Below are 12,045 nucleotides of genomic sequence, written 5' to 3' on the forward strand. Positions count from 1 at the left end.
GAGCACGGCACCGGAGCGGAACTTGTCTTGGCAGAGCGCGAACAACGAGTCGTCGGCGCCGATCGTCCGCAGGCCGTTCAGCCGCGCCAGCGCAGGCGAGGCGCCGCCCCGGAAATAGGCGACGCCGTCGGTCAGCGTCCAGACCAGGGTCGCCCTGGGATCGGCCTTCGCCAGCACGGTCGCGGCGTCGTCCAGTTCGGCGGCCATGAAGGCGAGGCCACGCTTTCCGCAAGCGGCGGCTAGCTCGCCGAATTCGGGCGCGAGATCGGTCGACTGCGCCAGATAAGACGAAATCTCGGTGGCGCGTTCCGTCGGGTAGCCCTCGGCGACGAGCCTGTCGAAACACGCCTTCACCGGCTCATGGACAAGGATCAGCGTCGGCTGGCTGTGCGGCATGGAATGGACTGCTCCGGCAAATCAGCCCCTACCATCGCATGGCTGGCTCGGCAGGCTTGCGGGAAACCGACCGGGCCGGACGATAATCCGCAAGCCGCTCAGGCGATCAGCACGCGCGGCTCGAAGCGGCCCCTGACCGGGATGTCGAGCAGGAATGTCATGCCAGCTTGAGGGTCCAGCGCTCGCTGCTTGTCATCCTTGCCCTTCCAGGCCGACGTCACCGCGATCCGGTCACCCTTTTGGCCGATAAAGGCGGGGCAGGACGGCTGCGTTACCGGCATCGGTATCTCGCGCAGCAGCGCGCCGTCCGGCGCATAGGCCTTCACCGCCTTGCCGCCCCAGACCGCGTTCCACAGCACGCCGTCGCGGTCGACGATGGAGCCGTCGACATAGCCCTTGGAGGAGCGATGGTCGACGAACACTTTCGGCTCGCCTGTCGGCAGGCCGGTCGCCGGATCGCAGGCGACGCGCATCAGAAGCCCGGTCGAGGTGTCGGTGTAATAGGCGGTCGCGCCGTCCTCCGAAAAACAGATCGAGTTCGACACGGTGACGTCCGAAAACAGGCGGCGAAGCTCGCCCTTGAAGAACCAGTAGATCGCGCCGGCGCCCTTCGCCTCGTCCTTGCCCATCGTGCCGGTCCAGAAGGCGCCACAGGGATGGACACGGGAATCGTTGGAGCGGGTAAGTGGATTGTCGGCCTCGATCGGCGTGTGCAGCCTCAGCTTGCCGGTCTTGACGTCCCTGACCTGCAGGCCGACCTCCGTGGCGATCAGCTGGCGCTCATCGTCGATCACGGCGATGGCGCTGGCCATCACGCCGAGATCATGGATTTTCAGCGCGCCGGCGAGCGGCTTTTCCAGAAGCCTGCCGTTGACGATGTCGAACCAGAACAGCGTGTCGGTGGCGGGATCGTAGCTCGGACCCTCGCCGAGCTCGCAGATATGGTCGCTGAGAACCGAAACGCTATCCATCATGCTCCTCCGAAGGCTTCGTCCCAGGCGGCGACTGCGGCGCGGGCGCGCTGCGCCACGTCCTCGACGCTGGCGCCCGGCTTGTAGAGGCTCGATCCCAGGCCGAACACGCTGACGCCGACCGTCTTGTAGCCGGCAAAATCCTTGTCGGAAACGCCGCCGACGGCGCCGATCAGCGTCGTCGCCGGCAGCACGGCGCGGATCGCCGAAATGCCGGCGGCGCCCAGCACGCTTGCCGGAAAGAATTTCAGCGCCGAGGCGCCAAGCTTTATGGCCTGGAAGGCTTCGGTGGGCGTGAACACGCCCGGCATGGTCACCATGCCGTGATGCATGGCGCGGCCCATGACCTCGGCATCGATGTTGGGGCTGACCAGCAGCCGGCCGCCGGCCTTGTGCAAGGCATCCACATCGGCGGCGGTCAGCACCGTGCCGGCGCCGACCAGTGCGGTCTCGGGCAAAGCTTCGGCGATACTGGCGATGGAGGCGAACGGCTGTGGCGAGTTGAGCGGCACCTCGATCGCCTCGATGCCGGCGTCATGAACCGCCTGGCCGATCGCCACCGCCTCGCCGGGCTTCAGCCCGCGCAGGATCGCGACCAGGCCGCGTCTCAATTTCGGAAAGGGCGCTGTCTGCGTCACGCGACACCTCCAATCATGCCGTTCTCGCGCGCGGCCTCGACAAGGCCGGCGCGCACCGCTTCATCCGCGTCGACGATCCGGAAGGCAAGGCCGGCAAAGCCAAGAACGGCACCGTAAAGCGCGGCCAGCGCGCCGGAGGCGATCAGGACGACCGGCGCCTCGCCGGCGCCATAGCGGCGTTTGGCCGAAGCGATCTCGCCGCCGATGAGCAGTCCGGACAGGCACGCCGCCGCCTCGTCGGATTTCAAGTCCTGCAGCAGCCCGGCGGCGCGGATCGCAAACAGTTTCGAGGTCACGTCGCCGCCCTCGCCCAGCGCTTGGCTGCACCATTGACGGAAAAACGGGCTGTCCGCCGCGACCGGAGCCGGATGCTCGCCGAGCGAATGTTTCAGGATGGAATGCGCGGCCAACACGGAAAACAATTCGCCTGTCGGCCAGGTGCCGAAGCCGGCGACCGCGCCGTCCTCGACGACGACCCACTTGGAATGCGTGCCCGGCATGCAGACGAGATGGCGGCCCTTTGCCGGCAAACCGGCGCCGGCAAGCTGCGTTTCCTCGCCGCGCATGACATCCGGCGCGTCGGCCAGCCGCTGGGCGAGGCCCGGCACGATGCGGATGTCGCGGCGCTGGCCCTCGACGCGGGTTGCCTCGCCAAGAATGGCGCCGATCGGCGCCGGCACGGTGACATAGGGCGCCTCGATCCAGCCCTGGCGGGAACCAGCCATGCCGCAGATGATGACGGGCAAGGCCTCCGGTGCGCCCATGGCGGCAAGGTGGCCTTCCAGCACCGTCGCAAAGCCTTTCTCGCGCGCCGTGATCAGCCCGTCGTCGCCGCGCCGCTCGGCAAGCATCTTGCCGGTACCATCGAGCAGCCAGGCCCTTAGCCTTGTCGTGCCCCAGTCGAAGGCGGCGACCGCCGGCGCGCCGCTCACAGGAAGCCTCCGTCGACGATCAGCATTTGGGCCGTCAGCATGCGCGAGGCATCCGAGGCCAGGAACAGCACCGTGCCGACGATATCGTCGGGCTGCATGACTTGCCTGATGCATTGCTTGGCGACATGGGCGGCGAGCGCCTCTTCGGTGACCCAAAGCTCCCGCTGCCGTTCGGTGACCACCCAGCCCGGCGCGACCGCGTTGACGCGGATGCCGTCGGCGCCGAGCTTGCCGGCCAGGCCCTTGCTGAGGCCGAGTATGCCGGCCTTGGCGGCGGTGTAGGCCGGCATGTCCGGATGGTTGATGAGATAGGAGGTCGAGGTGAAGTTGATGATCGAGCCGCCGCCGGCGCGCTTCATGCCCGGCGCCACCGCCTGGGCAGTGAAGAAATGCGGCCGAAGGTTGATGGCGAGATTGTTGTCCCAGAACTCGACCGTGACGTCCTTCACTTCATGGCGATCGTCGAGCGCGGCGTTGTTGACCAGCGCGGTGATATCGCCATGCGCTTGCGATGCCTTTGCCACCGCCGCACGCAGCGCCTCGACGTCGCGCAGGTCGGTCTTGAGGTAGAGCGGGCGGCGGCCGAGCTCCTTTTCCAGGCGGTCGGCAAGCGTCGTGCTGGGCTTGTCGGCGATATCGATGAACGCGACCTTCGCGCCTTGCCGCATGAAGCCCTCGGTCAGCGCCGCGCCGATACCGGAACCGCCGCCGGTGATCAGCACCGAGGCGCCGTCGAGGTCGGCGAAACGCGCCGATGGCATCATGATTTCTTTCTCCCTTTGGCCGGCGCGCATCCTAGCCATGCCGGCCCCGGGGGCAAGGGAGAAACGGCGGATTCAGCCGCTTATGTCTGACAAAATGAACGCCGCCCCAGGCGGCGGGCAGATCGGGTCTGTCAGATCGCCTTGGCGCGCAACGCGCCACGATAGGAATCGCGGAGATAGCCGAGCGTGGCGTCGGCATCGGCCGGCTTGCCGAACAGATAGCCCTGGCCGCCGGCGCAGCCGAACTGGACCAGGCGGTCGGCCTGCGCTTCCTCCTCGATGCCTTCGGCCACAACGTCCATGCCGAGCCCTTCGCACATGGCGAGAATGGCGCGGATGATGTGCTCGGACGGCCTGTCGTCGAGGATGGAGGAGACGAAGGCGCGGTCGATCTTCAGCTTGTCGAAATGGAACTCGCGCAGACGCCCGAGCGAGGACTGGCCGGTGCCGAAATCGTCGAGCGAGACGCGGATGCCGACCCGGCGCAGATCCTCGACGATCTTCTCGGCCGAAGCCGGATCGGTCATCAGGCCGGTTTCGGTGATCTCGATCTCCAGCCGGCGCGGATCGAAGCCGGTGCGCTCGAGAATAGCGAGAATGTGCAGGCCGGTGTTCTGGTCGACCAGCTGCGACGGCGACAGGTTGAAGGACAAAAACAGGTCCTTCGGCCAGCTGCGCGCCGCCTCGGTCGCCTTGCGCAGCACAAGCTGCGACAGCGGACCGATGATGCCGCGCTCCTCGGCGATCGGAATGAAGACGCTCGGCGGCACCATGCCGAGATCGCGGTCGGTCCAGCGGGCCAGCGTCTCGAAGCCGATGGTGCGGCGGCTGTTGAGATCGACGATGGGCTGGAAATGCGGCTCGACCTCGCCGGCCGAGACGGCGCGGCGCAACGCCTGCTCGATGCGGGTGACGCGCTTGGCCGCCTCCTCCATCTCGCGGGTGTAGACGACGACGCGGCCGCGGCCCGAGCGCTTGGCGTGGTAGAGCGCGGTCTCGGCCTTGTTGATCAGGATCTCGGTGGTCTCGTCACCGGAATAGAACAGCGAGCAGCCGACCGAGGCCGACAGCCTGGCGGTGCGCTCGCCGACATCATAGGGCGCCGACAGGATCTCGATCAGCATGCGCGACTTCTCGGCCGCCTGCTCTTCGCTGAACACCATGGGATAGAGGAAGGCGAACTCGTCGGCGCCGATGCGGCAGACGGTGGAGTAACCGTCCATCGAGGCGCGCAGCCGCATCGCCACCTGGATCAGGATGTCGTCGCCGGCCTTGTGGCCGAACAGGTCGTTGATCGGCTTGAAGCCGTCGAGGTCGAGGATGCCGACGGTGAAGGGCGCAGGATCGTCGGCGCGGTCGCTGATCAGGCGATCGACCTTGTCGAAGAAGCGAAGATGGTTGCCAAGCCCGGTCAGCGGATCGGTGAAGGCCAGATCCATGTTTTCCCTGCCTGGCTGCCCGGTGCCAAACGTCGTTTGCATCATGTCCCTGTTCTGACGGCGGAATTTGTAACCAGACTGGCAGCAAAGCGTTTAGGAAAGGTATCGGAAAAATCGATTTTCCCGATGACCCCAAAAAAGGGCCATGCTCCGGTTAGCCGACTTGCCTGACGCGATGGAGCTCGACGGGCTTCCCATGCTTTCTGCGACAGGCTCGAGCCAGTCCGGAGGGGATCGGCTTAAACCTGGCCTTAACGGCTTCAATAAATAGTAAAGCGGCCCGGAGACGCCGGCATTGGGGCCGGCATCGGCGCGGCCGAAGGGCCGGGCACCGGAGACAGACATGCCACACGAAATCCGCAACGAGCCGGCGATCGCCGTGCTGCTGCCTTGCCACAATGAGGAGCTGACGGTCGGCGAGGTCGTGCGGCGCTTCCGGGAAACGCTGCCGTCCGCAATGATCTATGTCTATGACAACAATTCGAAAGACCTGACAGCGCTCAGGGCCCGCGCGGCCGGCGCCGTGGTCGTGCGCGAACCGCGCCAGGGCAAGGGCAATGTGGTGCGCCGCATGTTCGCCGACATCGAGGCCGACATCTATGTGATGGCCGACGGCGACGGCACCTATGCGCCGGAAGATGCGCCGCAGCTGATCAACACGCTTTTGACCGAGCGCTGCGACATGGTGGTGGGCACCAGGCGCGGCGTGACCGACGATGCCGGCCGCTCCGGCCACGCCTTCGGCAACCGCGTTTTCAACCGCCTCTACACGAGCCTGTTTGGCGCCGATTTCACCGACATCTTTTCCGGTTACCGGGTCTTTTCGCGGCGCTTCGTCAAGAGCTTCCCGGCGGTTTCCGGCGGCTTCGAGATCGAGACCGAAATGTCGGTCCATGCCTCGCAGCTCAAGCTGCCGGTGAACGAAATGGCGCTCGACTACGGCCGCCGCCCGGAAGGTTCGTCGTCAAAGCTGTCGACATTCAGGGACGGCGCCAGGATCCTGTGGATGTTCGCCATGCTGGTGAAGGAGACGCAGCCGCTGCGGTTTTTCGGCACGTTCGCCCTGTTCTTCCTGGCGGCCAGCGTCGGCCTGATGATCCCGGTGCTGGTCGAATTCGCCGAGACGGGGCTTGTGCCGCGCATGCCGACCTGGGTGCTGTCGGTCGGGTTGCTGCTCTTGTCGATGCATTCGGCGGTGACCGGGCTGATCCTCGATTCGGTGTCGCGCGGCCGCGCCGAACAGAAGCGCATCTTCTATCTTTCGATCCCTGCCGGCCGCATCGGGCGGCGTGCAGGCGTCAACGAGCAGGCCTCCCCGAAGAGAGAGCCGGGCAAGGCCTCGCGGGCGGCCTGATGGGCCGGCTTACCCGCTTCGTCCTTGCTGGCGGCATCGGCTTCGTCGCCGACGCGGCCGCGCTCTGGCTGCTGCTTGCCGTCACGCCGCTCGGACCGCTGGTGGCGCGCGTGCTTTCGATCGGCTTCGCGCTCACCGTCACCTGGCAGATCAACCGGCATCTCACTTTCGCGCCGTCGAGCCGGGGCATCGCGCAAGAGGGCGCGCGCTATGGCAGCGTCGGCGTCGCCACCAGCATCGTCAATTATCTCGTCTACTGCGCCATCCTGTTCGCGCTGCCCGCCCTGCCGCCGCTGGCGGCGCTGGTGATCGCCTCGCTGGCTGCGATGGCGCTGTCCTTTCTCGGCTACTACCGGCTGGTCTTCGACCGGTAGCTTCTGGCCGATTGGCAGAAGCCTTCGAGTTCCTTATATCGGCGACAGAGATCGTGCCGGAGACCCTGCATGCCGCTGAAAATCGCCGTCCAGATGGACCATGTCTCGACCGTGTCGATCGCCGGCGACACGAGCTTCGCGCTGTCGCTGGAGGCGCAGCGGCGCGGCCACAAGCTCTTCCACTACACGCCCGACCGCCTGTCGATGCGTGACGGCAAGGTGTTCGCGCGCGTCGAGGAGATGCAGGTGCGCGACGAGAAGGGCAACCACTATTCGCTGGGCGATCCGGTGCGCACCGACCTTTCGGAGATGGACGTGGTGCTGCTGCGCCAGGATCCGCCCTTCGACATGAACTACATCACCACCACGCATATCCTGGAACGCATCCATCCGAAGACGCTGGTGGTCAACGATCCCGCCTGGGTGCGCAACAGCCCGGAAAAGATCTTCGTCACCGAGTTCCCGGACCTGATGCCGGACACGCTGATCACCAAGGATCCGCAGGAGGTCGCAGCCTTCCGCAAGGAGTTCGGCGACATCATCGTCAAGCCGCTCTATGGCAATGGCGGCGCCGGCATCTTCCATTTGCACGAGGCCGACCGCAACCTCGCCTCGCTGCTCGAAATGTTCGGCCAGCTGTTCCGCGAGCCCTATATCGTGCAGCGCTATCTCAAGGATGTGCGCAAGGGCGACAAGCGCATCATCCTGATCGACGGCGAGCCAGTGGGCGCCATCAACCGCGTGCCGGCCGAGCACGATTCGCGCTCCAACATGCATGTCGGCGGCCGCGCCGAGAAGACCGAGCTGACGGAGCGCGAGCGCGAGATCTGTGCCCGCATCGGCCCGGCGCTAAGGGAGCGCGGCTTCATCCTGGTCGGCATCGACGTGATCGGCGACTACATGACCGAGATCAACGTCACCTCGCCGACCGGCATTCGCGAAGTGCGGCGTTTCGGCGGCGCGGATATCGCTGCCCTGTTCTGGGATTGCGTGGAAGGGAAGCGGAGCTAGGCCCTTCTCGGATAGGCCCGCTGGGGCGCTACACTATGGCTTTTCCAAAGTCCCAGCAGCCGTGTGAAGAAGGTGACTATCAATGCCAACTTCGCAATACGCTCAACGACTTTTATGAGTGTTGTCTCAAGTAAAAATGAACTATTTTGGCGCAATACTCAAATCTTGGAAAATAAAACGAGACGCCGTTAGGATTTTTTGTGTCTGGATTCTCAAACCTTGCCCAGTCTTGATAGTCGGAGACGATATAGACCTCGTCTCTCTCGTTTCTGGTGCCTATGCTCGGAACCTCTGTTGAAATGCTCGTCATTTCGCGGGACCCTATTGTCGGGGATCCTACTCACGGGGCAGGATTTGTCATTCACGAAATAGCACCCTGACAGTTGGTCGCCGGCCTGGAAAAGGCGATGCTGGGGTAACGGTTGCCCGCGATCCCGCACCGCCGATACCAGAGCTCTGGTGAGCTTTTTAAACGCCGCGCCGTGATGGCCCATCGAAGTGTCCGCTGAGCGCCATGTTCGGATCTACGCGGGGCCAAGCGTGAACGTCTCCAGTCCAGACGGACGAACGTGCGCCTTGGGTGCGCAATGAGCAGTTTTCAATCCAGACGCTAACCAGGTCGTCGGAGCCCCAACGCAGAGCTGCGAAACTCATTGGCCCAGCGTGTCCAGCGCCCTTTGCGCTGCGATGAGGTCGACGACCGGATATCTGGTTTCAAACGTGTCGATCACGGATCGTAGGCGCGTCTCGGCGTCATTGACACGACCTTGTCGTGCGAGAACTGGTGCTAGTTGAGTTATGGCGCGGAGTTCAAAAAGTCGCGCTTTCTGCCGCTTTGAAGTAGCAATTGCTGTTTCGAATAGGTGTGTGGCACCCATCAGGTCATCTCTGCCCGCGGCGATTTGGCCACGAAGCCGGATGCATTCTGCTAGGTAGCTCGCCTCGTCCGTATCGAAAACGAGGGTATCGACATCATCAAGCGTTTGCGATGCCTCTTCGATGCGACCGGCCCGCAGGAGAAGATCACAAAGTTCGCACGCTTTCTCAGGGGTATGAAATACGACGCCCTGCCCGCGCCAAAGAACCATACTCTCCCGAGCGTCATCGATGCCGGCATCCAGTTCGCCTAAATGCGAGCGGGCATGGCCACGCCACCTGATGCCGCTGCTTCGACGCGCCGTGTAGCCATGCCGTTCGCAAATCTCGACGATCTTCCTTGCGTTATCGAGTACTTCCTCATATTGACCGAGCAGCGCGCACAATTGGCACTGCACGAGAAGATGCCACGCGAGGTCGAAAGGCTTATCGAGCTGGTCAAAATTGCGCATCAGGCGCTCTTTCTCTTCGACTGCAGCATCAAAGAAACCCAGTATGATCAGCGATTCGCTAAAATATGCCTGGGCAGACACACGTTGATCTGCACCAGCGAACGAAATGCGATGACTTGGGTCAACCCGATCAATCAGATCTAAGGCCTTGCGCAAGGCCTCCGCTGCCAGCGGCTCTTCTCCCCGGTTAGAATGAGCGATCCCCTTTGTTGCCCAAAGACCACTCAGATAGGCCGTTGGAAGGAGATCGGCACAGTTTGCGAGCTGTTCTTCGGCCAGGGTCAGGTAATCGTGATTGCGCCCAGTGGCATAAAAAAATGGAGCGACTGAAAGCGCAACGTCACATTGCAATTCGACCGATGCGGTGTTCGCGGCGGCAAGACGTGCATCTTCAAGCGTCTTCCCAAGGCGCTCAGAACGATACCCTTCAGCCTGCATCAAGGCATTGGCCATCGCAAGGTGGAGATGTGTCACCCGTTCGGCGCCGCCCGGGGCGTCGCCAAGTCTCCTGCTGCAGTCAATAGCACTGGTAAAGTGCGACACGGCTTCGCGGGTGGCCGCTCTGGCCAGGGCGGCCCCTCCCGCCTTTTGCCAGTGATCGAGCGCGCCCGCCCAATCCCCCGCTTCCTGAAAGTGGTGCGCGAGGAGTTCGGGTTGCGCCTCACTGATCTCGGGCCACCTTTCCTCCAACACATCTGCGACACGCTTATGTAGCTCCTGGCGCTTAGCGCGCAGCAGCGTGCCATACGCTGCGTCCTGAACGAGCGCATGCTTGAAGAGGTAAGTGGCCAGTGGCCGCGTCCCGCGGCAGAACACCAGACCGGCGCCGACGAGTTGATCCAGTGCGCCATTTAGTTCAGCGGCATTTCGCTGTGCGACCGCTGCCAGCAATTCGTAGGAGAACTCCCGACCGAGAACCGCGCCGATTTGTGCGGCCTCCTTAACGGTTGAGCCGAGGCGATCGAGCCGCGCCATCAACGAGGCATGCAGCGTGGCGGGCACGTTCAACGCCGTCGCAGCAGCTCTTGAGAGCACTGCCGTGGCGTTGCCGCCCTCCAGCACTGCCTTGGTCAGCTCCTCGACGAACAGTGGCACCCCATCAGTGCGCTCGATGATCTCCGCGACAACGTCGCTCGGCAGCTCTCCGGTGCCGACGACCCGCTGGACCAGCGCAGCACCTTCACGACGGTCGAGCCGATTGAGGACAAGAACCGTGACGTGTGCCTGCCCGGTCCACGGCGGTTGAAACTCGGGGCGGAACGTGAGGAGAAGCAACACTGGCAGGTGCGGCACCCGCTCGATCACCAAGAAGCTCGCGCGAGCTGGGGTCGATCCAGTGCACATCCTCGAAGAGCATCAGCACCGGACCTTTTCGCGCCAGGTCTTCGAGCTGCCGGAGCAGCGCATCGAAGGTTTTCTCTTTCTGACGCTGGGGCGTCAGTTGGAGGGGCGGAAAGCGGCCTTCGGTCGGCAATGACAACAGCTCGGCCAGCAGCGCCCCGTCCTCCGGCGAAGCCGGGGCGAGCAGGCCGGCGAGCTTTTCCAGCTTCGTCTCTGGCGGGTCGTCGCGCTCCAACCCGGCGGCACGTTCTAGCTGCGCAATGGTCGGGTGGAGCGCGCTGTCTTGATGGTGCGGCGAACAGAAATAGCGCAAGCGGGTGTGTGGCTCATTCTGGATCCGCTCCTGCAAGGTGACGGTGAGGCGCGACTTTCCGATGCCGGGCTCGCCTGAGAGCAGCACCACACGACCTTCACCACTTTTCGCGCGATGCCAGTGGCGCTGCAGCAGGTCGACCTCCTCCTCACGCCCGACCAGCGGCGTGGGCGTCGCCCCGTGCAGCGCCTCGAACCGGCTTTCGACAGCGCTCTCACGAACCACTTGATAGGGATGGATCGGCTCCGGAAAGCCTTTCACCTCGACGGCGCCAAGATCCCGATATTCGAAAAGACCGCCGACCAGCTGCCGCGTTTGCGGCCCGATCACGACCGCGTCGGGTTCAGCAAGAGCTTGCAGGCGGGCGGCGAGGTTCGGCGTCTCGCCCACGACGCCGCGCTCTTGCCCTTCGCCGGCGGTGATCAGATCGCCAACGACGACCTGCCCGGTGCCGACGCCGATACGAACCCGCAATGGCTCGGGCTCTTGGAGTTGCCTAACGGCATCGACGAGAGCGAGGCCAGCGCGCACCGCCTGCTCGGCGGCGTTCTCGTGCGCTTGCGGGTAGCCGAAATACACCAAAACTCCGTCGCCCATATACTTGGCGACAAAGCCGCCGAAGTGAGCGACCGTATCGGCGACACAGCGGTGATACGCACCGATGATCTCACGCAGATCCTCTGGATCGAGACGCGACGCGAGCGCCGTCGAACCAACGAGATCCACGAACATGACAGTCAGCTGTCGACGCTCCGCGCTTAGCTCCCGGGTGCGGCTCTGAGCCGCGATGTCATCGGTGCTCGGGTCGGGATGGCTTGACGAGGGCGCCAGCCCCACTACCGCCTTGCGGAATCGCTTGCGATGACCGAGGAGCATACCGAGCTTCTCGAGGTCGGCATCGGTCAGCTCCGGCAGGACTTCCGCGTCGATCGCGTTGTCGCGAAATGCCTGCTCGTATTGCTGGAGCCCGAGGCCTCGCAACCAAGCGGCAACGTCCACACCAGCTCTCCTAAGGCTGAATTCGGGTCCCTCAGCTGCAATATTAACTCAGATGCCAGGGAAATGCTGTAGACCCGGATTTCTGTCGAAGCTGGAGGTCCTCTAGAAGAATTGGGGGCTTGGAGTCCGACATGGTTGCCGCGGCGGTGACAGCTTTTGTGAAGGGTTACGGATGCCGGCCCTCT

The 12,045-nt window shown here is 64.1% G+C and carries 10 protein-coding genes and 1 pseudogene; 3 read left to right on the plus strand and 8 right to left on the minus strand.

Annotation, left to right across the window (positions count from 1 at the left end; translation table 11 throughout):
- From DH10_RS08760 to DH10_RS08785, 6 genes and pseudogenes are all read right to left on the minus strand, one after another.
- Positions 1-396 (minus strand): annotated as a pseudogene (locus DH10_RS08760) (D-alanine:D-lactate ligase-like protein); the annotation flags it as partial.
- 98 nt (positions 397-494) lie between these two features.
- Complete coding sequence (locus DH10_RS08765) at positions 495-1,367, minus strand: SMP-30/gluconolactonase/LRE family protein (RefSeq protein WP_376774860.1); 873 nt, start codon at positions 1,365-1,367, stop codon at positions 495-497.
- Positions 1,367-2,005 carry a 2-dehydro-3-deoxy-6-phosphogalactonate aldolase gene (locus tag DH10_RS08770; RefSeq protein ID WP_192249364.1) on the minus strand — a complete coding sequence of 213 codons (639 nt, stop codon included), beginning with the start codon at positions 2,003-2,005 and terminating at the stop codon, positions 1,367-1,369. The genes DH10_RS08765 and DH10_RS08770 overlap by 1 nt, the downstream gene beginning before the upstream one ends.
- Positions 2,002-2,937 carry a 2-dehydro-3-deoxygalactonokinase gene (locus DH10_RS08775; RefSeq protein WP_192249367.1) on the minus strand — a complete coding sequence of 312 codons (936 nt, stop codon included), beginning with the start codon at positions 2,935-2,937 and terminating at the stop codon, positions 2,002-2,004. The genes DH10_RS08770 and DH10_RS08775 overlap by 4 nt, the downstream gene beginning before the upstream one ends.
- Complete coding sequence (locus DH10_RS08780; RefSeq protein ID WP_192249370.1) at positions 2,934-3,701, minus strand: SDR family NAD(P)-dependent oxidoreductase; 768 nt, start codon at positions 3,699-3,701, stop codon at positions 2,934-2,936. Before DH10_RS08780 ends, DH10_RS08775 begins: the two co-directional genes overlap by 4 nt.
- 131 nt (positions 3,702-3,832) lie before the next feature.
- Positions 3,833-5,182, minus strand: a complete 1,350-nt coding sequence (locus DH10_RS08785; RefSeq protein ID WP_192249390.1) for a putative bifunctional diguanylate cyclase/phosphodiesterase — start codon at positions 5,180-5,182, stop codon at positions 3,833-3,835.
- 301 nt (positions 5,183-5,483) lie between these two features.
- On the opposite strand from DH10_RS08785, the gene DH10_RS08790 reads away from it, so the two are divergent.
- The 3 genes from DH10_RS08790 (at position 5,484) to gshB (ending at position 7,879) form a co-directional block, all read left to right on the plus strand.
- The gene (locus tag DH10_RS08790) at positions 5,484-6,494 is read left to right on the plus strand and encodes a glycosyltransferase (RefSeq protein ID WP_192249373.1); all 1,011 of its coding nucleotides are present in this window, start codon (positions 5,484-5,486) and stop codon (positions 6,492-6,494) included.
- Positions 6,494-6,868 (plus strand): GtrA family protein, encoded by a 375-nt coding sequence (locus DH10_RS08795; RefSeq protein WP_192249376.1) that lies wholly within the window; start codon positions 6,494-6,496, stop codon positions 6,866-6,868. The genes DH10_RS08790 and DH10_RS08795 overlap by 1 nt, the downstream gene beginning before the upstream one ends.
- 69 nt (positions 6,869-6,937) lie before the next feature.
- Entirely contained in the window at positions 6,938-7,879 is a 942-nt protein-coding gene (gshB, locus tag DH10_RS08800) for a glutathione synthase (protein ID WP_192249380.1), read from the plus strand.
- A 650-nt stretch (positions 7,880-8,529) separates the two neighbouring features.
- On the opposite strand, the gene DH10_RS08805 is transcribed toward gshB, so the two are convergent.
- Together DH10_RS08805 and DH10_RS08810 are read right to left on the minus strand one after the other, a co-directional pair.
- Positions 8,530-10,485, minus strand: a complete 1,956-nt coding sequence (locus DH10_RS08805; RefSeq protein WP_192384615.1) for a hypothetical protein — start codon at positions 10,483-10,485, stop codon at positions 8,530-8,532.
- Entirely contained in the window at positions 10,388-11,860 is a 1,473-nt protein-coding gene (locus tag DH10_RS08810) for an AAA family ATPase (RefSeq protein ID WP_192384616.1), read from the minus strand. Before DH10_RS08810 ends, DH10_RS08805 begins: the two co-directional genes overlap by 98 nt.
- Between the last annotated feature and the right edge of the window lie 185 nt (positions 11,861-12,045).

Source organism: Mesorhizobium silamurunense, from assembly GCF_014843825.1.
Taxonomy (GTDB): domain Bacteria; phylum Pseudomonadota; class Alphaproteobacteria; order Rhizobiales; family Rhizobiaceae; genus Mesorhizobium; species Mesorhizobium silamurunense.

Excerpts from the sequence above, each read along its gene's own strand:
- DH10_RS08790 (WP_192249373.1), top strand. The coding sequence starts at position 5,484 with ATGCCACACGAAATCCGCAACGAGCCGGCGATCGCCGTGCTGCTGCCT.
- DH10_RS08765 (WP_376774860.1), bottom strand. The coding sequence starts at position 1,367 with ATGGATAGCGTTTCGGTTCTCAGCGACCATATCTGCGAGCTCGGCGAG.
- DH10_RS08795 (WP_192249376.1), top strand. The coding sequence starts at position 6,494 with ATGGGCCGGCTTACCCGCTTCGTCCTTGCTGGCGGCATCGGCTTCGTC.
- DH10_RS08780 (WP_192249370.1), bottom strand. The coding sequence starts at position 3,701 with ATGATGCCATCGGCGCGTTTCGCCGACCTCGACGGCGCCTCGGTGCTG.
- DH10_RS08785 (WP_192249390.1), bottom strand. The coding sequence starts at position 5,182 with ATGCAAACGACGTTTGGCACCGGGCAGCCAGGCAGGGAAAACATGGAT.
- gshB (WP_192249380.1), top strand. The coding sequence starts at position 6,938 with ATGCCGCTGAAAATCGCCGTCCAGATGGACCATGTCTCGACCGTGTCG.